This is a genomic window from Promicromonospora sp. MEB111, assembly GCF_030209445.1.
GTDB lineage: Bacteria > Actinomycetota > Actinomycetes > Actinomycetales > Cellulomonadaceae > Promicromonospora.
The window spans coordinates 194,209-217,955 of the sequence record NZ_JARVSD010000004.1 but is presented as its reverse complement, the minus strand read 5'-3'; the positions used below and the strand labels follow the sequence as shown (position 1 = coordinate 217,955).

Sequence of the window (23,747 nt, the reverse complement as noted above, 5' to 3'; positions counted from 1 at the left end):
TGCTAGAGCGCACCCTTCGTGGACGGGATGCCGTCGACCCGCGGGTCGACGGCGACGGCGGCGCGCAGCGCACGCGCCAGCGCCTTGAACTGAGCTTCGACGATGTGGTGGGGGTCGCGTCCGGACAGCACCCGCACGTGCAGGCAGATGCCCGCGTGGTGCGCGATGGACTCCAGCACGTGCCGCGTCAGCGACCCCGTGAAGTGACCGCCGATGAGGTGGTACTCCTGGCCCGCGGGCTCGCCCTCGTGGACCAGGTACGGCCGGCCCGACACGTCCACGACCGCCTGGGCGAGCGCCTCGTCGAGCGGCACGAGCGCGTCGCCGAACCGGGAGATGCCGGCCTTGTCGCCGAGGGCCAGGCGCAGCGCCTCGCCGATGCTGATCGCGACGTCCTCGACCGTGTGGTGGGCGTCGATGTGGGTGTCGCCGGTCGCCTGCACGGTGAGGTCGATCAGCGAGTGCTTGCCGAGCGCCGTGAGCATGTGGTCGTAGAACGGCACGCTCGTGCTGATCTCGGTGCGCCCGGTGCCGTCGAGGTCGAGCTCGACCAGCACCTTCGACTCGGACGTGGCGCGTTCCACGCGGGCTGTCCTGCTCATGCCTGTTCCTCCCCCTGCTCCCGCAGTACCTCGGTGAGCGCCGCGCGGAACGCGGCCATCTCGGCGGACGTGCCGATCGACACCCGCAGCCAGCCGTCCGGGCCGGTCTCGCGGATCAGGACCCCGCGGTCCAGCAGACCCTGCCACACGGCGTGCCGGTCGCCGAACGTACCGAACAGCACGAAGTTGGCGTCGGTGTCCGCGACGTCGAACGGGAGGCCGTCGGGGAGCCGCTGCTCGCGCAGCCAGGCGACCGTGGCGTCCCGCTCGGCGCGCAGCGTGGCGACCTGCGCCATCAGCGACTCGCGGTGGCGCAGCGCGGCCCCTGCCGCGGCCTGCGTGATGGCGCTCAGGTGGTACGGGAGGCGCACGATCCGCAGGGCGTTCACGAAGTCGGGCGACGCGACCAGGTAGCCGAGCCGCGCACCGGCTGCGGCGAACGCCTTGGACATCGTGCGCGAGACGGCCAGGTTCGGGTACCGCTCCAGCAGCGCGACCGCCGACGGCGTGCCGGGGCGCCGGAACTCCGCGTACGCCTCGTCGACCACGACGACCGGGCGGGCGCCGTCCAGGTCGACGCCGAGCGCCGCCTCGCAGACCGCCTCGATGGTGGCCGTGGGCAGCGCCGTGCCGGTCGGGTTGTTCGGGCTGGCCAGCAGGATCACCGAGGGGCGAACCTCGCGGATCGTCGCGGCGGCGTGCGCCGGGTCGAGCGTGAAGTCGTCCTCGCGGCGGCCGACCACCCAGGTGGTGTGCGTGTCCCGCGCGTACTCCGGGTACATCGAGTACGTGGGCGCGAACGACAGCGCGGTGCGGCCCGGGCCGCCGAAGGCCTGCAGTACGTGCAGCATGACCTCGTTGGACCCGTTCGCCGCCCAGACGTCGCAGTGGTCGAGGCGCACCCCCGTCTCCAGGGTGAGGTAGTCCGCCAGGTCCTGGCGCAGGGCCGTGGCGTCCCGGTCCGGGTAGCGGTTCATGCCGCGGGCGGCGCGAGCCACGTCCTCGGCGATGGTCGCGACCACGTCCTCGCTGGGCGGGTACGGGTTCTCGTTGACGTTCAGCAGCACCGGGACGTCGAGCTGCGGCGCGCCGTACGGCTCCTCGTCCGCCAGCTCGGGGCGCAGCGGCAGCCGCACCGAGGACGCCGTGGCGCTGCCCCCCGCGCCCTGCTGGTCGACGGTGTTGGTCATCACCGCACCAGTCTACGAACCGCGCGGCGCGGACCCGGCACCCGTCCGCCCACCGGGCGGGTGGTGATGGTCACCCGCCCCGGAGGAACGGCTGCCGCCACCCGCCCCGGAGGGACGACGTCCGTCATCGCACTCCCAGCACGAACGGGTACACCGCTGCCGCACCGGCCTGGCGCAGCAGGCGGGACGCGACCGTGAGGGTCCAGCCCGAGTCGGTGTAGTCGTCCACGAGCAGCACGGACCGGCCCGGCAGACCCCGCAGCGCGCCCTCGCCGAGCTGGAGCTGCAGGCGCCGGGCCACGCCGGCGAGCCGCATCGCGGAGTTCACGTCGTGCCGGCCGGGCTCCTCCTGCCCCGCGACCGGGCCGACCGCACCGATCATCGGCACACCCAGGTACTTGGCCAGCCCGGTGGCCAGGTGGAAGGAGAGCTGAGGCCGGCGGACCGAGCGGACCGCCACGACGGCCTCGATCACGAGCGGACCGGGCTCGGCCCCGCCCGGGACGTCGCCGCCGTCGGCCTCGCCCGCCGCCTCGCCGTTCTCCACCGGCCGCAGCGCGGGCCACTCGTCCAGCACCCGGGCGGCGGCGCGGCGCAGCGGCACGGGCAGCTCGCCGTCGGTCGCGCTGGGGGCGAGCAGGTCGCGCAGCGGACCGGACCAGCCGAGGCCGTCGAGCCGGGCGACGGCCCGGCCCGGCTCGGCCAGCTCGGCGGGCACGATCCTGCCCTTGAGGTCCAGGCCGATCGAGGCCAGGCCCGTGGGCCACATCTTGCGGGGCTCGACCTCCATGCCCGGACGGTCCATCTCGGCCCGCGCGGCGGCGACGGCCTCGGCGTCGGGTGCCTCGGGCAGCGCCATGGTGCCGCAGCGGTCGCAGCGGCCGCACTCCCAGCCCGGCGTCAGGTCGGGGTCGTCGAGCTGGGCGCGCAGGTAGGCCATGCGGCAGCCCGGGGTGTTCACGTAGTCGACCATCGCCTGCTGCTCGGCGGCTCGGGTCGCCGCGACGCGCGCGTACCGCTCGGCGTCGTACGACCAGGGCTGCCCGGTGGCCTCCCAGCCGCCGCGCACCCGCCGGACGGCGCCGTCGACGTCGAGCACCTTGAGCATGGTCTCCAGGCGGGAGCGGCGCAGGTCCACCTGCGTCTCCAGCACGGCCGTGGACATGGTGCCGCCGCCCGCCAGGGCGTCGAGCGTGGCCCGCACCTGCCCCTCGGCGGGGAACGCCTGCTCGCCGAACCACTCCCAGATCGCCTTGTCCTCGGTGCCGGGCAGCAGCACCACCAGCGCCTGGTCGACGCCGCGGCCCGCGCGGCCCACCTGCTGGTAGTACGCGATGGGCGACGACGGCGCACCCAGGTGTACCACGAACGCCAGGTCCGGCTTGTCGAAGCCCATGCCCAGCGCGGACGTCGCGACCAGCGCCTTGACGTCGTCGTTCTTGAGGTCGGCCTCGAGCTGCTCACGCTGCGCCGGCTCGGTGCGGCCCGTATACGCGGCCACCGCCAGGCCGTAGCCGCGCAGCTGCTCGGCCACCTGCTCCGCGGCCGAGACCGTGAGGCAGTAGACGATGCCGGACCCCTCGATGTCCTGGAGCGCCTCGGCCAGCCAGGCCACCCGGGTGGGCTGGTCGCCGAGCTCCAGCACCGCCAGGTGCAGCGACTCCCGGTCGAGCCCGCCCCGGAGCACCAGCACGTCCTCACCGGCCGCCGCCTCGCCGTGCACGGCGAGCTGCTCGGCCACGTCGGCCGTGACTCGCTCGTTCGCGGTCGCCGTGGTGGCCAGCACCGGGATGCCCGCCGGCAGGTCGGCCAGGAGCGTGCGGATCCGGCGGTAGTCGGGGCGGAAGTCGTGGCCCCAGTCCGAGATGCAGTGCGCCTCGTCGATGACCACCAGGCCGGCGTCGGCCGCCAGGCGCGGCAGCACCTCGTCGCGGAAGCCGGGGTTGTTCAGGCGCTCGGGCGAGCACAGCAGCACGTCGACCTCGCCGCGCGCGATCGACGCGTGCACCTCGTCCCACTCGGTCATGTTGGCCGAGTTGATCGTCACGGCCCGGATGCCGGCGCGCGAGGCGGCGGCGATCTGGTCGCGCATGAGCGCCAGCAGCGGCGAGACGATCACGGTGGGGCCGGCGCCCCGGGCCCGCAGCAGGCGGGTCGCCACGAAGTACACGGCCGACTTGCCCCACCCGGTGCGCTGCACCACGAGCGCCCGGCGGTGGAACGCCGCGAGCGCCTCGATCGCCGTCCACTGGTCGTCCCGCAGCCGTGCGTCGTCGCGGCCGACGAGCTCCCGCAGCGCGGCCTCGGCCTCCTCGCGCAGCGAGGCGCCGGGTGACGCGGCCGGTACCGGGCGGGCGGGCGGTGCGGCCTCCACAGGTTCTGCCTCGTCCTCGACCGGTGCCCCCGCGCCGGCCTCCGGCGCGTCCGCCTCCGGCTCCGCAGGCGGCCACCTGCGGACCGGTGCCGCGGCCGCGACGCCACCCTCGGGCAGCAGGCCGCGCAGCATCTGCAGCTTCGCCGCCTGCGCCTCCGGGGTGTTGCGTGCCGACGGCGGCAGCGCCGGGTCACCGACGTCGGTCAGGAGGGCGTCGTCGGGCGGCTCCTCCATGGCGAAGGGGAGGTCTGCGAAGGGGTCCTTGGTCACGTCATCGATCCTAGGAGCAGCCACCGACACCGCGAGCCGGTTATCCACAGCCCGCGCGCTTGGCACACTGTTCTCCGGCGATTCCCTACGTCGTCTCGGCGCGCGCTGCCGCGGCGTCGTCAGGTACGACCGCCTCCCCGGACGACGCGGCCAGCGACGCGAGCAGCGCCAGCCGCTCCCCGCTCGGCGAGTCCGGGGCGGCGTGCAGCAGCACGACCATCTGCCGGTCGGTGCCCATGATGGCGAGCTTCTCCATGTCGAGCTCCAGCTCGCCGACCTGCGGGTGCAGCATGCGGGTCTCGTGCGGCGTCCCGAGGTTCACGTCGTGGCGCGCCCACAGGGTGCGGAACCGCTCCGAGGCGAGCGAGAGCTCCCCCACGAGCCGTTCGACCCGCTCGTCGTCGGTGTCCGTGCCGATCGCCTCGCGGAACCGGGCGACGATCTTCGGCGCCACGTCGGGCCAGTCCGGGTGCATCGCCTGCTCGGCGGGGTCGAGGAACAGGTCCCGGAGCCGGTTGTGCCCCACCCGCAGGGTCGGAGAGAGCGCCTGCGCCAGCTCGTTCACCGCGAGCACGTCGAAGTAACGCCCCTCGACGTACCCCGGGATGCCCACCCGGTCCAGGAGCCGCAGCGTCCCGGCGGGCACCACCTCGCGGCGCGGCCGACGGCGCCGCCTCCGCGGCGCGGGCGCCGCCAGGTCGAGCAGGTGCCGCGTGGCCGGCTCGTCCAGGAGCAGCACGCGGGCCAGCGACTCCAGCACCTGCGCCGACGGGTTGCGGTCGCGGCCCTGCTCCAGCCGCAGGTAGTAGTCGGCGCTGATGCCCGCGAGCAGCGCGACCTCCTCGCGGCGCAGGCCCGCCACGCGCCGCACGCCGCCGTCCGGCAGCCCGACGTCGGCGGGCCGCACCAGCTCGCGGCGCGCCCGCAGGTACTCGCTCAGCTGGGTCTCCCTGGTCATGCCCACCACGGTAGGCCGGGCGCCGCGCGCGTGCCTGGTCCCCGTACTCCCAGGATCGCCCGGGCACTGCCTGTCCGCGCCGGGCCGCCGCACCGTGGAGCCATGACCACACAGACGATCCCCGGCGGCACCTTCACGCTCGCCGACCACCTGACCCTCAACCGCGTCGGCTACGGCGCCATGCAGCTCGCCGGCCCCGGGGTCTTCGGCCCGCCCGCCGACCGCGCGGCGGCCGTCGCCGTCCTGCGCGAGGCCGTCGCGCTCGGCGTCAACCACATCGACACCGCCGACTTCTACGGCCCGTACGTGACCAACGAGATCATCCGCGAGGCCCTGCACCCCTACCCCGCCGACGTGCACGTGGTCACCAAGGTGGGCGCGGTGCGCGACGCCGAGGGGCACTGGGTGCTCAGCCGCGAGCCGGACCAGCTCCGGCGGCAGGTCGAGCAGAACCTCGAGCACCTCGGCCTGGACCGCCTCGACGTGGTGAACCTGCGCGTCGGCGGGCTGGAGTCCCCGGAGCCGGGCTCGCTCGCGCCCCAGTTCACCGAGCTGGCGAGGATGCGCGACGAGGGCCTGATCAGCCACCTGGGCGTCAGCACCGTCACGGCGGAACAGGTCGCCGAGGCGCAGACGATCGCACCGGTCGTGGGCGTGCAGAACATGTACAACATCGCCAACCGCTCCGACGACATGCTGATCGACTCGCTGGCCGCGCAGGGCATCGCCTACGTGCCGTACTTCCCGCTCGGCGGCTTCTCGCCGCTGCAGTCGGCGGAGCTGAACGCCGTGGCGGCCCGGCTGGGCAGCACCCCGGCTGCCGTCGCGCAGGCCTGGCTGCTGCGACGCTCGCCGAACATCCTGCTGATCCCCGGGACGTCGTCGGTGGCCCACCTGCGCGAGAACGTCGCGGCGGCCGGGCTCACCCTGCCCGACGACGAGATCGCCGTGCTGGACGCAATCGGCGCCTGACACCCGCGCGGCGCCCGGACGGCACACGACCGGCACGCGACCGGTAAACGAACGGTGCCGGGCGGGCGGACCCGAGGTCCGCCCGCCCGGCGCCGTCGTCCCTACCGGCCCTGCAGGGCCTTGACGTTGTCGGCGAAGGTCCAGCCGCGCGACCCGTCCCAGTTGATGGACCAGGTCATGAGGCCCTTCAGCGCCCCGTTGTACGAGCCGTACGCCTGCGAGACCAGGGACGGCGCCATGTAGCCGCCGCCCGCGCCCTGCTGGGCGGGCAGGCCGGGCACCTGCTTCTCGTACGGCACGCGGATGGTGGTGCCCTGGATGACGAGGCCGTCGTCGAGGCAGTCCGTCTGCGCCTGGAAGCCAGCCACCGTCCCGGCCGCGTACGAGTTGCCGGAGCAGTCGTACATCGAGCCGTTGTAGTACTGCATGTTGAGCCACCAGAGGCGCCCGTTGTCGGCGTACTTCTTGATGATCGGCAGGTACGAGCCCCAGATCGAGCCGTAGGTGACGCTGCCGCCGGTCACGTACGCGGTCTCGGGCGCCATCGTCAGGCCGAAGCCGGCCGGCATCCCGGCGAGCACGCCGTCGATGATCCGGATCAGGTTGGCCTGCGACGTCGAGAGCTGGGTGATGGAGCCGCTGCCCGTCAGGCCCGTCTCGATGTCGATGTCGATGCCGTCGAAGTTGTACTCCCGCAGGATCGGCACGATCGTGGCGACGAACCGGTCCGCCACGGCCTGGGAGGACAGGTCGATCCCGGCGGTGGCGCCGCCGATCGACATCAGGATGGTCAGGCCGGCCTCCTTGGCGGCGCACATCTCCTCGGGGCTGGGCACCTGGACGCCGGAGTCCATGCCGTCCTCCCACAGCACCGTTCCGTCGGAGCGGATCACCGGGAACGCGAGCGTGGCCACGTTGTAGCCGTGCTGCGTGATGCGCGAGTCGGTGATCGGGATCCAGCCGAGGCCGGGGTGCACGCCGTTGCTCGCGCCGTCCCAGTTCTCCCAGTAGCCCTGCAGCACCTTGCCCGACGGGCGCGGGCGCTGGCTGCAGTCCGTCGGCGTCGGCTCGGGGTCCGGGGTCGGGTCCGTGGGGTCGGGCGTCGGGTCGGTCGGGTCGGGGTCGGGCTGCGTGGCGCACGCGCCGTCGTCCGACCAGAGGCTGGGCGTGGTGTCCGGGGTCCAGCCCGCGCCCACGTGCGCCGTGTGCGCCACGAGCGCCGTGTAGGCCCGGCCGCGGTGCGTCACGTGCGCGCCGAGAGCGTAGGAGCTGCCCTCCGCCCAGGCGGACGCCGCGCAGTCGGCGGCCGCGGCCTGGGCCACCGGCCCGGCCTGCGCGACGACGACCGGTATGGCGAGTCCGGTGACCAGCAGGGCGGTGACTCCCGCCGCCAGGAACGATGTACGCCGTCTCATGGCACTCCTCAGGACCGTGGTGTGTCGCCGTGGCATTTGTCAGGAACGCTAGCCAAATGCCGGACCCCCGGGAATACGGGGAACCCACACCCCGACCACACGGCGACGCCGGGCACTCACCCGCCCCGACCTAGACTCACGGCGTGATCCGACTCAACCCCGAGCAGCTCGTCTTCGTCACCGAGCGCCACCTCGCGACCCTCACCACCCTGCGCCCCGACGGGACGCCGCACGTGGTCCCGGTGGCCTTCACGTGGGACGCCGACGCCGGGGTCGCGCGCATCACCACCAACCGCGCGTCCTTCAAGGCGCGTCACTCCGCCCCGGGGCCCGACGGCGGGGAGCCCCGCGCCGCCCTGTGCCAGGTCTCCGGCGGCCGGTGGATCACGCTGGAGGGCACCATCGCCGTCAGCGAGGACGAGGCCGAGATCGCCGACGCCGTCGCCCGGTACGCGCGCCGCTACCGCGAGCTGGGACCGAACCCGGAGCGGGTCGTGCTGCGCGTGACGGTCGACAAGGTGATGGCGTCGACGTACATGGCGTCCTGACGCTCAGCCGACCTGCGCGGCCTCCTCGCCGGCAGGCATGAGCACGCTCACCACGTCGCCGCGCACGAGCTGGCGGCCGCGGCGCGTCTCGACCTCGCCGTTGACCCGCACCTCACCGTCGGCGATCAGGTCGCGGGCCTGGGCGCCGTCCTTGGCGAGGTCGGCGAGCTTGAGGAACTGGCCCAGCCGGATGACGTCGTCGCGGATCGGGACCTCGGGTACTGCGGACTCAGAGTTGGACACGACAGCATTGTCTCCCGCCCGCCGCCATAGACTGGCCGGGTGATCCAACGTATCGACCTCCGCGGCCGGTCCCTGGGCCGCCGCGCCCTCCTCGATGTCCTGCCCCGTGCCGAGGTCGGGGTCGACGAGGCCGTCCAGGTGGTCGAGCCGCTGCTGCGCCAGGTCCGCGAGGGCGGCGCGGCCGCCCTGCGCGAGATCGCGCTGCGGCTCGACGGGATCGCGCCCGAGCACCTGCGGGTCCCCGCGTCCGCGCTGAGCGACGCGCTCGACAGCCTCACGCCGCTGGTCCGGTCCGGCCTGGAGGAGGCCATCCGCCGCGTGCGCCGGGTGCACGCGGAGCAGCTCCCTGCCAACCACGTCACCGAGCTCGCGCCGGGCGCCGTCGTGCGGCAGCGCTGGATCCCCGTGCGGCGGGTCGGCCTGTACGCGCCGGGCGGCCTGGCCGTGTACCCGTCGTCGGTGGTGATGAACGTCGTCGCCGCGCAGGAGGCGGGCGTGCCGGGCCTGGCCGTGGCCTCCCCGCCGCAGAAGGACAACGGCGGCCTGCCCCACCCGACCATCCTCGCGGCCTGCGCCCTGCTCGGCGTCGACGAGGTCTACGCCGTGGGCGGCGCGCAGGCGGTCGCGATGTTCGCGTACGGCGCCGCGGGCAGCACGGAGCAGGACGGCGAGACCCTGTGCGAGCCCGTGGACGTCATCACCGGCCCCGGCAACGTGTACGTCGCGGCGGCCAAGCGGCTGGTGCGCGGCATCGTCGGGATCGATGCCGAGGCCGGGCCCACGGAGATCGCCGTCCTCGCCGACGGCACCGCCGACGCCGGGCACGTGGCCCTCGACCTCATCAGCCAGGCCGAGCACGACCCGATGGCCGCGTCCGTGCTGGTCACCGACTCCGTGGAGCTCGCCTCCGCGGTCGAGGCGCGGGTCCTGGACCTCGCGTCGGCCACGAAGCACGCCACGCGCGTGGCGCGCGCCCTGGACGGCCCCCAGTCCGCGATCGTGCTGGTGGACGACGTCGACGCGGGGCTCGCCGTGGTGAACGCGTACGGCGCGGAGCACCTGGAGATCCAGACGGCCGACGCCGCCGCCGTGGCCGCGCGGGTGCACAGCGCCGGCGCGATCTTCGTGGGGCCCTGGTCGCCGGTGTCGCTGGGCGACTACATGGCCGGGTCCAACCACGTGCTGCCGACGGGCGGCACCGCGCACTTCGCGAGCGGCCTGGGCGTGCACAGCTTCCTCAAGTCGGTGCAGCAGGTCGAGTACACGCGCGACGCGCTCGAGGAGCTCGCCGACCGCATCGTGGCCGTGGCCAACGACGAGGACCTGCCCGCGCACGGCGAGGCCGTGCGCGGACGGTTCCACTAGCTCGTCGGCTCAGGCCTCCGGGCGCGGCGCGCGCAGGTGCGTGCGCTGCGCCAGCTCGGACTCGGCCACCAGCTCCAGCATCGGCTTGCCCGGGGCGCACATCATGGTCACCACGAACTCGGTCCGGGCGTCGTCCAGGGCGTTGCCGTCCTGGTAGTGGATGACGTCGCCGCCCGGCTCCCAGAACGTCCCGCCGGCCTCGACGACCCGCTCGGGCTCGCCCTCCAGCTCGAACCGGACCGCGCCCTGGATGACGTACCCGAAGGCGGGCCCGGAGTGCCGGTGCGGCGGAGTGCCCGGGTCGCCCGGCTCCCACTGGACGTGCACGGTCATCGCCGAGGCGCCCTCGGGGATCGTGATCGGTGACGCGTCCTGCAGCATGGTGGCCGCCGTCATCCAGCTCGCCACCGGGCCGGCGTGCTCGCCGGCCTGGTGCAGGTGCTCCGCGTGGTTCTCAGTCATGGTGCTGCGCCTTTCGTCGTGTTCGTCTCGACGTCTCGACCGCACACCCTCCTGATCTGTGACTGGGTGAATCCTGTACAGAAGCATTGACATGGCACCGGGCGGTAAGCGAGGAATGTCGCACACCTGCACGTTGCTCGTTCCATCGCTGCCGTACCGAGGGAGCCGTCATGTCATACAGGTCCAGAACGCCCCTGCTCGCCGTGGCCGCGGTCACGGCACTAGCGGCGGCGTTCACGCCCGCGGCCGCCGCCGTGCTACCCGCGGCGCCGCCGGCCGCCGACAAGGTCGATCCCCGCGACCGCCTCGCCGAGGACCTGGTGCCGGCGGAGACCACCCCGCAGGCCGGGGTCGAGCGGGACGCCGGGATCCAGAAGTTCGCGCTCGGCCGCGGCAAGGCGGAGCGCACCTACCTGATCCGCCTGACCGATGCCGCCGTGCCCACCTACACGGGTGGCGTCGAGGGCCTGGCCTCCACGGCGCCCCGCGCGGGCCGGACGCTCGACCCGTCGACCACCCGCGTGCGCGAGTACACGGAGTTCCTCGAGGCGGAGCAGGACGACTTCGTCACCCGCATGGAGCGGAAGGTCGGGCACGACGTCGAGGTGCCCTTCACCTACCAGTTCGCCGCCAACGGCCTGTCCGCCGTCCTGACGCCGCAGGAGGCGGCCGAGATCGCGCAGGACCCGGCCGTCGCGCACATCGCGCTCGACAAGGAGCACGAGCTGCACACGGACGCCGGTCCGGCCTGGAGCAACGCCGACGCGCTGTGGAACGCCGTCGAGGAGCTCGACCTGCCGGAGGACTACAAGGGCGAGGGGGTCGTGATCGGCACCATCGACACCGGCATCCACCCCTCCAGCCCCTCGTTCGCGGAGACCGGCGACGACGGCTACACGCACACCAACCCGCTCGGGGCGGGCAACTACCTGGGCGTCTGCGACCCGGCGAACACCGACCAGTACGACCCCGACTTCCCCTGCAACGGCAAGCTCATCGGCGCCTACGGGTTCCTGAGCGCCGCCGACCGCAGCGCGCTGGACGAGGACGGCCACGGTTCGCACACGGCCTCCACCTCGGGCGGCAACGTGGTCGACGACGTGACACCGACGGCGCCGGAGGGCACGAACCCGCCGACGTTCGACGTCTCGGGCGTGGCCCCGCACGCCAACGTCATCAGCTACCGCGGCTGCTGCACGACCGCGGGCCTGACGGCCTCGATCGACCAGGCCATCGCCGACGGCGTCGACGTCATCAACTACTCGATCGGCTCCTCGTCGCCGTCGGACCTGTGGAACGACTTCGACGCGCTCGGCTTCCTCAACGCGCGCGCCGCGGGCATCTTCGTGGCCACCTCCAACGGCAACGACGGCCCCGGGTTCGCCACGACGGGCTCCCCCGCCGACGCGCCCTGGCTCACGTCGGTGGGCGCCTCGACGCACAACCGGCACATGCTCAACGCCCTGGAGAACCTGACCGGCAGCGCGGGTGACCTGCCGGACCTCACCGGCAAGTCCCTGACGGGTCCGCTCCCCGCGACCGGGATCATCGACGCGGCCTCTGTGGGCGACCCGCAGTGCACCACGACCACGGGCCACGAGGCGGACTACGCCGACAAGATCGTGGTCTGCGCCCGTGGCGGCAACGGCCGCGTGGAGAAGTCCGCCAACGTGGCGGCGCAGGGCGCCACCGGCTTCGTGCTGACGAACGACGAGGTCAACGGCGCCTCGCTGCTCGGTGACGCGTTCGCCGTCCCGGGTGTCGCCATCAGCTACGCCGACGGCGAGACCCTGCGGGCCTGGCTGGCGGAGGGCTCGGACCACACCGGGACGATCGCGGGCACCACGTTCATCACGGACGACGCGCTGGGCGACACCATGTCCAGCTTCTCGTCGCGCGGCCCCAACCGGGCCGTCGACACGATCGTCCCGTCCATCACCGCCCCCGGCGTCGACATCCTCGCCGCGTACGGCGTGGCCGACGGCGCGTACGACCACGTCGAGTACGGCATCATCTCGGGCACCTCGATGTCGAGCCCGCACGTGGCCGGCGCGGGCGCCCTGCTCACGCAGGCGCGTCCGGACTGGACCCCGGCCCAGCAGCAGTCGGCGCTCATGACCACGGCGCGCACCACCGTCAAGGACTTCGACGGCTCGCCCGCCACTCCGTACGAGCAGGGCAGCGGCCACATGGACATCGGGGCCGCCGTCGAGGCGGGCCTGCTGTTCGACGAGACCGGCGCGAACTACCTGGCCGCGAACCCGGAGGAGGGCGGCGACCCGAGCACGCTCAACCTGCCGTCCTTCGCCGACACCCAGTGCCTCGCCACCTGCTCCTGGGAGCGGACGGCGGTCGCGCCGCCCTCGGCCCCGGCAGACGTCACCTGGACGGCGTCGGTCGAGTCCGACGACGCCCTGACCCTGTCGGTGGACCTGTCGGCGGACACCGTGTCCCCTGGTGACTCGCTCGGCATCTCGGTCACCGCGGACGTCGACGGCGCCCCCGACGGCGAGACGCTGTTCGGCCGCATCACGCTCACCCCGAGCAACGACGACGTCCCCGCGGTGACCCTCCCGGTCGCCGTCGTCCCGTCCGGCGCGATCCTGCCCAGCGAGATCGACGTCACCACGCGCCGGGACACCGGTTCGCAGGCCGTGACCGGCCTGAAGTCGATCGCCATCAGCGACTTCACCGGCTCGGTGCAGGGTCTCGTCGAGGCGGACCTGCACGAGGGTTCCCTCAGCCAGGACCCGACCAACGCCGACGCGTTCGACGACCTGAGCCAGGTCGAGGTCACGACGCTGGAGGTGCCCGACGGCGCCGCGCGGCTCGTGGCCGAGATCACCGCCGCCGAGGCGCCGGACCTCGACATGTTCGTCGGCACCGGTGACACGCCGAGCCCGGCGACCCAGGTCTGCGCCTCCACGACGTCGTCCGCCGCCGAGGCGTGCGACATCCCCGACCCCGAGGCCGGGACGTGGTGGGTGCTGGTCCAGAACTGGAGCGGCACCGAGGACCAGCCCGACGCCCACACGCTGGCCACGGCCGTCGTCCCGTCCGAGGACCTCGGCAACGCCGGGGTGGCCGGGCCCGACGGCGAGGTGCCGGTGGGCGAGCCGTACGACGTGCGGCTGCACTGGAACCTGCCCACGGCCGCCGAGGGCGACCTGTTCTACGGCACTGCGGTGCTCGGCAGCTCGACGGACAGCCCGGGCGACATCGGCGAGATCCCGGTCCGGATCTCCCGCGTGGCCGACGACGTGACCAAGACGGCGTCGGTCGACGCCGCCGGCATCGGCGACACCATCGGCTACGACATCACCGTCCAGCCGAACGTCACGCCCGAGGACCTCACCTACACGGTCACCGACACGGTGCCGGACGGGCTGAGCATCGACGAGGCGTCGGTGACCGGTGACGGCGTCGTCGACGGGCAGACGATCACGTGGGAGGTGGACCTGCCCACGCAGGTGGGCGCGGTGGGCTCGTACGTGGCGTCCACGCCGGCGGACGACCCGCAGTGTGCGGCGTGGGCGGGGTTCCTGGACCTGGGCGCGGTCAACAACGGCGCTGGTATCCCGTTCAGCTCGCTCGACGGCGACACCGTCGCGGTCAACACGTTCGCCAACATCGGCCCGTTCTCGCACTACGACCAGCAGTCGCCGAGCCTCATCGTCTCCGACGACGGACTGATCACCATCGCGGGCGGGTACGGCGGCAGCCCCTGGGAGCCGCAGGAGCTTCCGAACACGGCCGCACCGAGCGGTGTGATCGCACCGCTCTGGTCGGACCTGCAGCTGTCGGTGGCGAACAACCGCGGTGTCCGGCTGGCGACCACTCCTGACGGTCAGGCCGCGGTGGCTCAGTGGGACGACCCGTTCGAGTTCGGCGGCGACCCCGCCGACCTCACCAACTCGGTCGGCACGTTCCAGGCCTGGATCTACAAGTCCGTGTCGGAGGACCGCCCCGAGATCACCTTCGAGTACCCCGACCTGGGCGCACTGCCGGAGACGGCGACGATCGGGATCGAGAACCTCGCGGGCACGCTCGGCACCGCCGTCGTGAACGCGGGCGACCCGTCGTCCGCCCTGACCGAGGGCGGGTCGATCTGCCTCGACTACGTGGCGCCGGATCTCGACCCGGTCGCCCTGTCGTACGAGGTCACGGTGGCCCCTGACGCCGTCACGGGCACGTACACCAACTCCGCCGAGCACGTCACGACCAACCCGTACGACGAGCCGGCCGTGACCTCGGTCGACGTCGACGTGACGGGCGTGCCGGACATCCCCGCCTGGGACCGCAAGGCGATCTACACCGCCGGCGACGAGGTCCTCTACGACGGCTCCGTGTGGGTCGCCCAGTGGTGGACCAAGGGCCAGAAGCCGGGCGCCACGCCGTGGGGCCCGTGGGCGGAGGTCGGGGCCGACGTCGTCTGCGGCGACGAGACGTACCAGGCCTGGACCGACTCGTGGATCTACACGGGCGGCGAGACGGTGGAGCACGAGGGCAAGCTCTGGCGGGCCACGTGGTGGACCCGCAACCAGGAGCCGGGCATCCCGTGGGGCCCGTGGCAGAAGGTGGGCACCTGCTGACGTAGCCCGCCCGTGATATGTCAGACGCTCAGGTCACCCCGGTGACCTGAGCGTCTGACACGTGGGGCGAAGGTCAGAAGCCAAACGTCAGCAGCCTGGGCATCTCGGTGCCGTGGCGGCCCGCGTCATGGACCGCGCGCAGCACGGCCAGCTCGTGCGGCACGACCGGGTCCGGCAGCCCGACGAACGGGAACCACGCCAGGTCGGCGGCCTTGTCGGGCTCCTGGATCGACGGCGTGCCGGTCCAGCGGGTCACCTCGAACATGAAGTCGACGCGCTGCTCGATCGCGGGCCCGCCCGGCTCACCACGGTGCAGCACGGTGAGCGGCCGGACGTCCGCGGGCGCGACCTCCACGCCGAGCTCCTCGCGGGCCTCGCGCACGGCGGTATCGACCACCGACTCGCCCTCCTCGACGTGCCCCGCGGCCGCGCAGGCCCAGAAGCCGTCACGGTAGCCGGTGCCCTGCCGCAGCTGGAGCAGCACCTGCCCCTCGCGCCGGAAGTAGAGGTAGGCCGCGGGCACCAGTGTGAACCGCTCGTGGTCGCGCTCGTCGTAGCGGTCGCTGCCCACCGGCGCCGTGCCAGCAGCCTCGGTCACGACAGGCAGCCCTGGCCGAGCAGCGCCTTGAGGTCGCCGAACAGCGCCGGCGACTTCTCCACGCGGAGGGTATCGGCGGCACGGATCACGGTCCGCTTGCCCGGCTCGGCCACGGCGACGTGCACCTCGGCGGAGCCGGGATGGGTGGCCAGCACCTCGCGCAGCCGCACGATGACCGGCTCGACGGCGCGGGTGTGCGGCACGGTCACGGCCAGCGGCGAGTCCGACCCCGCCGTGATGTCGGGCAGGGCCACCTCCATGGCCTGCAGCGACATCGACTCGTCGCGGCGGCGCACCTTGCCGCGCAGCACCACGACCTGGTCCTCGGCGAGCATCGTCGAGTACGCCAGATAGGTCTCGCCGAAGAACATGACCTCGACGGCGCCCTCCAGGTCCTCGACCGTCACGGCCGCCCAGGGGTTGCCGTTCTTGCTCATCTTGCGCTGCACCGAGGTGAGCAGGCCGGCCACGGTCACCACCGAGTTGTCCGGCCGGTGCTCGTCGGCCAGCAGCGACGCGATCGAGGTGTCGGCGGACCGCTGCAGCACGTGCTCCAGACCGGACAGCGGGTGGTCGCTCACGTACAGGCCGAGCATCTCGCGCTCGAACTGCAGCTTCTGCTTCTTCTCCCAGTCCGGCAGGTCGGGCACGTCGACGGAGAAACCCATGCCCTCGTCGTCGGCACCGCCGCCGAAGTCGGCGAAGAGGTCGAACTGACCCTCGGCCTCCTTGCGCTTCACGCCGATCACGGAGTCCACGGCCTGCTCGTGGATCACGAGCAGCGAGCGCCGGGTGTGGCCGAGCGAGTCGAAGGCGCCGGCCTTGATGAGCGACTCGATCGTGCGCTTGTTGCAGACGGGCGCCGGGACCTTGTCCAGGAAGTCCTGGAAGGACGTGTAGGTGCCCTTCTCCTCGCGGGCCTCGACGATCGCGTCCACGACGTTGCGGCCCACGTTCCGCACACCGGTGAGCCCGAACCGGATGTCGCCGCCCACGGCGGTGAACTTGGCGGCGGAGTCGTTGACGTCCGGCGGGAGCACCGTGATGCCCATGCGACGGCACTCGTTGAGGTAGAGCGCCATCTTGTCCTTGTTGTCGCCTACGGACTGCAGCAGGCCGGCCATGTACTCGGCGGGGTAGTTCGCCTTGAGGTACGCGGTCCAGTACGCGACGAGGCCGTAGCCGGCGGAGTGCGCCTTGTTGAAGGCGTAGCCGGCGAACGGGACCAGCGTGTCCCAGACCGCCTTGATCGCTCCGGCGCTGTACCCCTTCTCCTTGGCGCCCTTCTCGAAGTTGACGTACTCCTTGGCCAGCACCTCGGGCTTCTTCTTGCCCATGGCGCGGCGGAGCAGGTCGGCCTGTCCGAGCGAGTAGCCGGCCATGATCTGGGCGGCACGCTGCACCTGCTCCTGGTAGACGATCAGGCCGTAGGTCTCGTCGAGGATCTCCGCGAACGGCTCGACGACCTCGGCGTGGATCGCCTCGATCGGCTGCTGCTTGTTCTTGCGCAGCGCGTAGTTGATGTGCGAGTTCATGCCCATCGGCCCGGGCCGGTACAGGGCGATGACGGCGGAGACGTCCTCGAAGTTGTCGGGCCGCATCTGCCGCAGCAGGGATCGCATGGCGCCGCCGTCGAGCTGGAACACGCCGAGCGTGTTGCCGCTGGCGAGCAGCTCGTAGGTGGGCTTGTCGTCGAGCGCCACGTTCTCGATGTCGACCGGGTCCTTGCCGTTCATCACGATGTTCTCGAGCGCGTCGTCGAGGATCGTGAGGTTCCGCAGACCCAGGAAGTCCATCTTGATCAGGCCGAGGCCCTCGGACGTCGGGTAGTCGAACTGCGTGATGATCGCGCCGTCCTGCGGGCGCTTCATGATCGGGATGATGTCGATCAGCGGGTCGCTCGACATGATGACGCCGGCCGCGTGCACGCCCCACTGGCGCTTCAGGCCCTCGATACCGCGCGCGAGCTCGACCACGCGCTGGGCCTCGGGGTCGGCCTCGTGCACCTGGCGGAACTCCGCCGCCTCCGAGTACCGCTTGTCCTTCGGGTCGAAGATGCCGCTGAGGGAGATGTCCTTGCCCATGACGGCCGGCGGCATGGCCTTGGTGAGCTTCTCCCCCATGGCGTACGGCATGCCGAGCAGCCGCGCGGAGTCCTTGAGGGCCTGCTTGGCCTTGATGGTGCCGTAGGTGACGATCTGGGCCACGCGGTCGTCGCCGTACTTCTCCGTGACGTACCGGATGGCCTCACCGCGCCGACGCTCGTCGAAGTCCACGTCGACGTCGGGCATGGAGACGCGCTCCGGGTTGAGGAAGCGCTCGAAGATCAGGCCGTGCTCCAGCGGGTCCAGCTCGGTGATGCCCATCAGGTAGGACACCATCGACCCGGCGGCCGAACCACGCCCCGGCCCCACCCGGATGCCCTGGTCCTTGGACCAGTTGATGAAGTCGGCGACCACGAGGAAGTACCCCGGGAAGCCCATCTGGATGATGACCTCGACCTCGTAGTCGGCCTGCTTGCGGACCGCGTCCGAGTAGCCGTTCGGGTACCGGCGCAGCAGACCCGCCTCGACCTCCTTGATGAACCAGGAGATCTCGTCCTCGCCGTCCGGCACGGGGAAGCGCGGCATGTAGTTGGCCGAGGTGTCGAACGAGACCTCGCACTGCTCGGCGATGAGCAGCGTGTTGTCGCACGCCTCGGGAAGCTCCTTGAAGACCTTGCGCATCTCGGCGGCGGACTTCACGTAGTAGCCCGAGCCGTCGAACTTGAAGCGGTTCGGGTCGTCCAGCGTGGAGCCGGAGTTGATCGCCAGCAGCGCCTCCTGGCTGGTCGAGTCCTCCTCACGCACGTAGTGCAGGTCGTTCGTGGCCACCAGCTTGGCGCCGATCACCTTGGACAGCTCGAGGAGCTCCTTGGTCACCCGGGTCTCGATGTCGAGCCCGTGGTCCATCAGCTCGACGTAGTAGTTCTCCTTGCCGAAGATGTCCTGCAGCTCGCCGGCCTGCCGGACCGCCTCGTCCCACTGGCCCAGCCGCAGGCGTGTCTGGATCTCGCCCGACGGGCAGCCGGTCGTCGCGATGAGCCCGTCGGAGTAGCGTTCCAGCAGCTCCCGGTCCATGCGGGGCCACTTGCCCATCTGGCCCTCCAGCGAGGCCAGGGAGGACGCCCGGAACAGGTTGTGCATGCCGGTGTTGTTCTTGCTCAGCAGCGTCATGTGCGTGTACGCACCGCGCGCGGAGACGTCGTCCGACTCCTGGCCCGCCTCGCCGTAGCGCACACGCGTCTGGTCGAACCGGCTGGTGCCCGGCGTGATGTACGCCTCGACGCCGATGATCGGCTTGATGCCCGCCTTCTGCGCCTGCGCCCAGAACTCGTGCGCGCCGAACAGGTACCCGTGGTCCGTCGTCGCGATGGCGCTCTGGCCCTGCCGCGCGACCTCCCCCATGAGGTCGCCGATTCTCGCCGCGCCGTCCAGCATCGAGAACTCGGTGTGGACGTGGAGGTGGACGAAGTCGTCGCTCTTCGAGGCGGTGGCGGAGGGCATGTCCATGATCTTAGGACGGCTCTCCGACACTCCGGCCCAGCAACGCCGAGCCACATCTCACATCACTTGTACGCGCCCCGCACGACCTCGAGCGCGGCCTCCAGATCTGCCGGGTACGGCGACTCCACCTCGACCCAGCGCCCGGTCACGGGGTGCTCGAAACCCAGCCGGTGCGCGTGCAGCCACTGCCGCGTGAGCCCCACCCTGGAGGCCAGCACCGGGTCCGCGCCGTAGGTCAGGTCGCCCACGAGCGGGTGGCGCAGCGCCGCGAAGTGCACCCGGATCTGGTGGGTGCGTCCGGTCTCCAGGTGCACCTCCAGCAGGGAGGCAGCGGACAGCATCTCCAGCGTCTCGTAGTGCGTCACCGACGGCTTGCCGTCCGCCGTGACCGCGAACTTCCAGTCCGAGCTGGGGTGCCGGCCGATCGGCGCGTCGATCGTGCCCGCCGTCGGGTCGGGGTGGCCCTGGGCGAGCGCGTGGTAGACCTTGTCGACCGTGCGTTCCTTGAAGGCGCGCTTGAGGCCCGTGTACGCGACCTCCGACTTGGCCACGACCATGAGGCCCGACGTCCCGACGTCGAGCCGGTGCACGATCCCCTGCCGCTCGGCGGCGCCCGACGTCGAGACGCGGTAGCCCGCGGCGATCAGCGCGCCGACCACGGTCGGTCCGGTCCAGCCTGGCGACGGGTGCGCCGCCACGCCGACGGGCTTGTCGATCACGACCAGGTCGTCGTCGTCGTACACGATGCCCATGCCGGGCACGGGCTCCGCCACGACCTCGACGGCGGGCCGCTCCTCCGGCATGTCCACCTCGAGCCAGCCGCCCGCGACCACGCGGTCCGACTTGCCGACCTGGCGCCCGTCGAGCGAGACGGCGCCCGCCTCGGCGAGCTCCGCGGCACGCGTCCGCGAGAAGCCGAGCATGCGGGCCAGCGCCGCGTCGACGCGGTCGCCGGCGAGCCCGTCGGGGACGGGCAGGGTCCGCAGCGCCATCAGGCGGGGTCGCCCTGCTCGCCGACCGTCTTCCCGGAGGGCTTCCCGGACGTCTCGTCCGCCACCTTGTCCACCGAGGCATCGGCGGCTTCCTCCGCCGCGGCGTCGGCGGGCTCGTCACCCGTGTGCCGCTTGCCGTCCAGGCCGATCCCCCGCAGGGAGAGCAGGGCGATCAGCACGGCCGCGGCGACGACGGCGATGTCCGCCACGTTGCCCACGAAGAAGCCGGCGTAGTCGATGAAGTCCACGACGTGCCCGCGCGCGAACCCGGGCTCGCGCGCCAGGCGGTCGATGAGGTTGCCGACGGCGCCACCGAGCAGCAGGCCGAGCGCGACGGCCCAGCCCCGCGACCCGAGGCGGCCGATCGCCCGGACGATGAAGACCACGACGACCGTCACGACGATGGTCAGGATCCAGGTGTAGCCCGAGGCGATCGACAGCGCGGCGCCGGGGTTGTAGATGAGGCGCAGGCCGAGCAGGTCGCCCACGAGCGGGATCGGCTCGGCGTTCGGCGTCAGTGCGGACTCGGCCCACCACTTTGTGAGCTGGTCGGCGGCCAGGACGAGGGCCGCGAGCACGCCGGTCCAGGCAACGAGCACACGGCTGCCCGAGGGCGAGGGCGTGGCTGCGGGACTGGTCTTGTCGCCGGCCACGGCGGAGGGTTCAGCGGGAGTAGACATCAGGCAAAGTCTCCCATGCCGTGAGCCCTGCCCGACCCAGCGTCCGGCGCCGCGTCGGAGATCAGCGGAAGGACGCGGAAACATGACCCGGCGCGGACCTTGAAAACGGAGCCTACGGACAAAGGCTCCGAAATGCTGGAGCACCCCGCACAAAGGCAGCGAGGCCCTTTCCCGGATTTCCGGGAAAGGGCCTCGCCTGGTGCGACATCACCGCGTCACCGCGCGGCGACAGTCAATTGACGTCAGAACGTCAGCAAGCGGCGTAGCCGGTCACGTTGCCGGTCTGGAACAGGTTCAGCGGGCCGTCCCAGTGCCACGGCGCGACGCACACGTTGTTCAGGACGTTGACCGAGTCCTCGCCACCGATGACGGCGTCGCCCTCGTCGCAGGCCTGGTAGTCAGTCAGGTTGGCGGTGCTGCCCACGTTGCCCGGGCCCTCCCAGTACCAGGGAGCGACGCACACGTTGTTCAGCGCGTTGAAGCTGCCGTCGCCACCGATCTCGACGATCTCACCAGCCGTGGCGACCTCCTCGGGGACCATCACGCCGTCGATCCCCTCGGGGAGCTCCGCGTTCTGGGTCGCGCCGAGCACGTCCAGCGCACCGTCGGCGCCGACGACGCCGACGGCACCGTCGATCCCGCCGAGCACCTCGCTGGTCTCGGCCGAGCTGATCACGTGCGCCTCGGGCGAGTCGCCCTGGGTCAGTGCGCTGGCGCCCGACGCCGCGGCGACGACCAGACCGGCCGACATGGCCACGGCCGCACCCGCACGACACGTTGCACGGAATCCTCGGATCATTGTGTTTTCCCCCTCGAATAGCGTCCGTCGAAATAGCGGTGAACCACACGTGTGTGATTCACCTGGACGAGCATCCGGGGTGAAATTCACCCTGTCAATCGGAACGTGACGTGCCGCACGGAGCGCCCGGAGTACGAAAAACGACATTCCAGGATCGAACTCCATGGCAATGCATGAGGTATGCACGTAACTCAGACATCACAACGTTGATATCGAGTGCAGGATCCGGTGCACGGTCCGGCGTGACGCCCTCGTCACGCCAGCCGCTCAGGCCCCGCGGCGCTCCTCGCGCGCCTTCGCCTCGACCGACAGCGTGGCCCTCGGGAACGCCTGCAGCCGAGCCTTGCCGATCGGCAGGTCCGTGAGCTCGCACGTGGCGTAGGTGCCCTTCCGGATCCGGTCGAGGGCGTGGTTCGTCTGGTCCAGGAGGTCACGCATGTTGTTGACGAGCGTCAGCTCCTGCTCGCGCTCCAGGGCGCTCGAGCCGTAGTCGGCCTGGTCGTCGCCGGCGCCGTCGCCCGAGTTGCGCAGCAGGTCCGACAGCTCACGGTCGGCGACGTGCAGCTCGCGCTCCAGCCGCTCCTTGTCCTCGAGGAGCAGCGCGGCCAGCTCCTCCGCCTCACGGACGGTCCAGGGTTCTTCACCGTCACGGACGGGAAACTTCTTCACGTCTCGTGTCAGGTTCGGGAACTCCTGCTTGATCGCCGCTCGCGTCGCAGTCGAGATCTTGGTCATGGGTTCCCCTTCGCGGTCGCCCCCGGTGGTCAAGTGCACGAAGCGTAAGCACAAGCGGCCAGACGCACAACGGGGCGCGCCGTTGTGGCGCGCCCCCATGATGAGCGTGTGCCGCACAACTCGCACGGCGGCCGGACGTGAGGTGGGGACGTCCGGGCCGCCGTGCGTGTCGAGCGGGTGCTGTCAGACGGCCCTCAGATGCCCTGGGCCATCTCGGCCGGCCGGCCGGACTGCTGGTTGTTCCGCGGCGGCAGGGCCGAGCCCCGCGCGTCCAGGTCGCCCAGCAGGTTCTGCAGGAAGCTCTTCAGGCGGGTGCGGTAGTCGCGCTCGAACAGGCGCAGCTCGTCGATCTTGCGCTCCAGCAGCGAACGCTCCTGCTCGAGCTGGGAGAGCGTGCGGTGCGACGTCTCCTCGGCGTCGCGCACGATGCGCGCACCTTCGGTCTTGGCCTCCGTGATGAGGCGGTCACCCTCCTCCTGGCCGGAGCGCACGTAGTCGTCGTGCAGCTTCTGGGCCAGCTGGAGCATGCCGGTCGCCGACTCGGGCTCCGGGCCGTTGCCCTTGGGGCCGGCGGGGCCGGTCGGCATGACGGGCGCCGCGACCGGCGCGGCCTGCGCGCGGGCGGGGGCGGCGGCATCGCTGCGCGACAGCTCCGCGATGCGCCGCTCGGCGGCCGCGACCTTCTGCCGCAGGCCCTCGTTCTCCTCCTGGACGTTGGTCAGCGTCCGCACGACCTCGTCGAGGAAGTCGTCGACCTCCTCGACGTCGTAGCCCTCGCGGAACTTCGTCGCGGAGAACTTCTTGTTGAGGATGTCCTCTGCTGTAAGCAGTGCCATCGTGTCACCTCGAAAGTTAGAACGTAGGAACGCTGAACTCGGACGTCGGCGCTAGCAAGCCGCGCGCCCTTCGCCGAAGCCCACGGTAGCGGACGACATCGGCCCGGGACACCGGGAGCACCCCCGGGCACGATTTCCTCACAGAGTGTGCCGTGTCACCCCAGCCCGGATCCATGCATCGGTCAATATTCTCGTGCCTCACCTCGATGAATCGTGCGCCACTCCGACGAGAACCGGCACATCTCCACCACTTTTCCGGTGGCGTCAGCCCATCCTGGCCCAGGAACCGACAAGCTGGGAGAGGATCGAGACGCCGAAGAACAGGACGATGAAGGCCAGGTCGAGCTGGATCTGGCCCAGCCGCAGCGGCGGGATCAGCCGGCGCAGGAACCGCAGCGGCGGGTCCGTGACCGTGTAGACAGCCTCGGCAACCACGAGCAGAACACCACGCGGCCGCCAGTCCCGGGCAAAGAACTGCACCCAGTCGAAGATGAGCCGTCCGATCAGGAACAGGATGAAGAGCCACAGCAGGAAGCCGATGAACTGCAGGATCAGGATCACACGCATAACT

Annotated in this window: 19 protein-coding genes; 4 read left to right on the top strand and 15 right to left on the bottom strand. The window is 71.7% G+C overall.

From position 1 onward, the window contains the following. Positions 1-2 precede the first annotated feature (2 nt). The 4 genes from hisB to QRN56_RS04555 all read right to left on the bottom strand — a co-directional run bounded on the left by hisB (position 3) and on the right by QRN56_RS04555 (position 5,394). The gene (gene hisB, locus QRN56_RS04570; protein WP_285101537.1) at positions 3-602 is read right to left on the bottom strand and encodes an imidazoleglycerol-phosphate dehydratase HisB; all 600 of its coding nucleotides are present in this window, start codon (positions 600-602) and stop codon (positions 3-5) included. Further along, a complete protein-coding gene (locus QRN56_RS04565; RefSeq protein WP_285101665.1) occupies positions 599-1,792 on the bottom strand; it encodes a histidinol-phosphate transaminase in 1,194 nt (397 codons plus the stop codon). Before QRN56_RS04565 ends, hisB begins: the two co-directional genes overlap by 4 nt. 124 nt (positions 1,793-1,916) lie before the next feature. Beyond that, positions 1,917-4,436 (bottom strand): RecQ family ATP-dependent DNA helicase, encoded by a 2,520-nt coding sequence (locus QRN56_RS04560; RefSeq protein WP_285101535.1) that lies wholly within the window; start codon positions 4,434-4,436, stop codon positions 1,917-1,919. Between the two features lie 85 nt (positions 4,437-4,521). Next, complete coding sequence (locus tag QRN56_RS04555; protein WP_285101533.1) at positions 4,522-5,394, bottom strand: helix-turn-helix domain-containing protein; 873 nt, start codon at positions 5,392-5,394, stop codon at positions 4,522-4,524. Between the two features lie 102 nt (positions 5,395-5,496). Here QRN56_RS04555 and QRN56_RS04550 point away from each other — a divergent pair, with 102 nt between their 5' ends. After that, entirely contained in the window at positions 5,497-6,366 is an 870-nt protein-coding gene (locus tag QRN56_RS04550) for an oxidoreductase (RefSeq protein WP_285101531.1), read from the top strand. Positions 6,367-6,467: 101 nt separating this feature from the next. On the opposite strand, the gene QRN56_RS04545 is transcribed toward QRN56_RS04550, so the two are convergent. Then, the gene (locus QRN56_RS04545) at positions 6,468-7,781 is read right to left on the bottom strand and encodes a carbohydrate-binding protein (protein WP_285101529.1); all 1,314 of its coding nucleotides are present in this window, start codon (positions 7,779-7,781) and stop codon (positions 6,468-6,470) included. 143 nt (positions 7,782-7,924) lie between these two features. On the opposite strand from QRN56_RS04545, the gene QRN56_RS04540 reads away from it, so the two are divergent. After that, complete coding sequence (locus QRN56_RS04540; RefSeq protein WP_285101528.1) at positions 7,925-8,329, top strand: pyridoxamine 5'-phosphate oxidase family protein; 405 nt, start codon at positions 7,925-7,927, stop codon at positions 8,327-8,329. A gap of 3 nt (positions 8,330-8,332) precedes the next feature. Here the strand turns inward: QRN56_RS04540 and QRN56_RS04535 are convergent, their stop codons facing one another. After that, positions 8,333-8,572, bottom strand: coding sequence for an RNA-binding S4 domain-containing protein (locus QRN56_RS04535; RefSeq protein WP_285101525.1), 240 nt, complete (start codon positions 8,570-8,572; stop codon positions 8,333-8,335). A 39-nt stretch (positions 8,573-8,611) separates the two neighbouring features. On the opposite strand from QRN56_RS04535, the gene hisD reads away from it, so the two are divergent. Further along, positions 8,612-9,937, top strand: coding sequence for a histidinol dehydrogenase (hisD, locus tag QRN56_RS04530; protein WP_285101523.1), 1,326 nt, complete (start codon positions 8,612-8,614; stop codon positions 9,935-9,937). Positions 9,938-9,946: 9 nt separating this feature from the next. On the opposite strand, the gene QRN56_RS04525 is transcribed toward hisD, so the two are convergent. After that, entirely contained in the window at positions 9,947-10,399 is a 453-nt protein-coding gene (locus QRN56_RS04525) for a cupin domain-containing protein (protein ID WP_285101521.1), read from the bottom strand. Between the two features lie 170 nt (positions 10,400-10,569). Here QRN56_RS04525 and QRN56_RS04520 point away from each other — a divergent pair, with 170 nt between their 5' ends. Beyond that, positions 10,570-14,991, top strand: coding sequence for a S8 family serine peptidase (locus QRN56_RS04520; RefSeq protein ID WP_285101519.1), 4,422 nt, complete (start codon positions 10,570-10,572; stop codon positions 14,989-14,991). A gap of 73 nt (positions 14,992-15,064) precedes the next feature. Here the strand turns inward: QRN56_RS04520 and QRN56_RS04515 are convergent, their stop codons facing one another. The 8 genes from QRN56_RS04515 to QRN56_RS04480 form a co-directional block, all read right to left on the bottom strand. Further along, positions 15,065-15,589, bottom strand: coding sequence for an NUDIX hydrolase (locus QRN56_RS04515; protein ID WP_285101517.1), 525 nt, complete (start codon positions 15,587-15,589; stop codon positions 15,065-15,067). Next, complete coding sequence (dnaE, locus tag QRN56_RS04510; protein WP_502928745.1) at positions 15,586-19,140, bottom strand: DNA polymerase III subunit alpha; 3,555 nt, start codon at positions 19,138-19,140, stop codon at positions 15,586-15,588. The genes QRN56_RS04515 and dnaE overlap by 4 nt, the downstream gene beginning before the upstream one ends. 56 nt (positions 19,141-19,196) lie before the next feature. Continuing rightward, positions 19,197-20,126: an RluA family pseudouridine synthase gene (locus tag QRN56_RS04505; RefSeq protein ID WP_285101513.1), complete on the bottom strand. Its 930-nt coding sequence runs from the start codon at positions 20,124-20,126 to the stop codon at positions 19,197-19,199. Continuing rightward, positions 20,126-20,806: a signal peptidase II gene (locus tag QRN56_RS04500; RefSeq protein ID WP_285101512.1), complete on the bottom strand. Its 681-nt coding sequence runs from the start codon at positions 20,804-20,806 to the stop codon at positions 20,126-20,128. The genes QRN56_RS04505 and QRN56_RS04500 overlap by 1 nt, the downstream gene beginning before the upstream one ends. Before the next feature lie 250 nt (positions 20,807-21,056). Further along, positions 21,057-21,563, bottom strand: a complete 507-nt coding sequence (locus QRN56_RS04495; protein ID WP_285101510.1) for a hypothetical protein — start codon at positions 21,561-21,563, stop codon at positions 21,057-21,059. 309 nt (positions 21,564-21,872) lie between these two features. Continuing rightward, positions 21,873-22,340 (bottom strand): TraR/DksA family transcriptional regulator, encoded by a 468-nt coding sequence (locus QRN56_RS04490; protein ID WP_036966460.1) that lies wholly within the window; start codon positions 22,338-22,340, stop codon positions 21,873-21,875. A 194-nt stretch (positions 22,341-22,534) separates the two neighbouring features. Beyond that, the gene (locus tag QRN56_RS04485) at positions 22,535-23,176 is read right to left on the bottom strand and encodes a DivIVA domain-containing protein (protein ID WP_020016671.1); all 642 of its coding nucleotides are present in this window, start codon (positions 23,174-23,176) and stop codon (positions 22,535-22,537) included. Between the two features lie 264 nt (positions 23,177-23,440). After that, positions 23,441-23,737, bottom strand: coding sequence for a YggT family protein (locus QRN56_RS04480; protein WP_502928744.1), 297 nt, complete (start codon positions 23,735-23,737; stop codon positions 23,441-23,443). Between the last annotated feature and the right edge of the window lie 10 nt (positions 23,738-23,747).

What these genes read in the sequence shown, in the direction of transcription:
- hisB (WP_285101537.1), bottom strand. Translation starts at nt 602, where the DNA reads ATGAGCAGGACAGCCCGCGTGGAACGCGCCACGTCCGAGTCGAAGGTG.
- QRN56_RS04565 (WP_285101665.1), bottom strand. Translation starts at nt 1,792, where the DNA reads ATGACCAACACCGTCGACCAGCAGGGCGCGGGGGGCAGCGCCACGGCG.
- QRN56_RS04555 (WP_285101533.1), bottom strand. Translation starts at nt 5,394, where the DNA reads ATGACCAGGGAGACCCAGCTGAGCGAGTACCTGCGGGCGCGCCGCGAG.
- QRN56_RS04550 (WP_285101531.1), top strand. Translation starts at nt 5,497, where the DNA reads ATGACCACACAGACGATCCCCGGCGGCACCTTCACGCTCGCCGACCAC.
- QRN56_RS04545 (WP_285101529.1), bottom strand. Translation starts at nt 7,781, where the DNA reads ATGAGACGGCGTACATCGTTCCTGGCGGCGGGAGTCACCGCCCTGCTG.
- QRN56_RS04525 (WP_285101521.1), bottom strand. Translation starts at nt 10,399, where the DNA reads ATGACTGAGAACCACGCGGAGCACCTGCACCAGGCCGGCGAGCACGCC.
- QRN56_RS04520 (WP_285101519.1), top strand. Translation starts at nt 10,570, where the DNA reads ATGTCATACAGGTCCAGAACGCCCCTGCTCGCCGTGGCCGCGGTCACG.
- dnaE (WP_502928745.1), bottom strand. Translation starts at nt 19,140, where the DNA reads ATGGACATGCCCTCCGCCACCGCCTCGAAGAGCGACGACTTCGTCCAC.
- QRN56_RS04505 (WP_285101513.1), bottom strand. Translation starts at nt 20,126, where the DNA reads ATGGCGCTGCGGACCCTGCCCGTCCCCGACGGGCTCGCCGGCGACCGC.
- QRN56_RS04500 (WP_285101512.1), bottom strand. Translation starts at nt 20,806, where the DNA reads ATGTCTACTCCCGCTGAACCCTCCGCCGTGGCCGGCGACAAGACCAGT.
- QRN56_RS04490 (WP_036966460.1), bottom strand. Translation starts at nt 22,340, where the DNA reads ATGACCAAGATCTCGACTGCGACGCGAGCGGCGATCAAGCAGGAGTTC.
- QRN56_RS04485 (WP_020016671.1), bottom strand. Translation starts at nt 23,176, where the DNA reads ATGGCACTGCTTACAGCAGAGGACATCCTCAACAAGAAGTTCTCCGCG.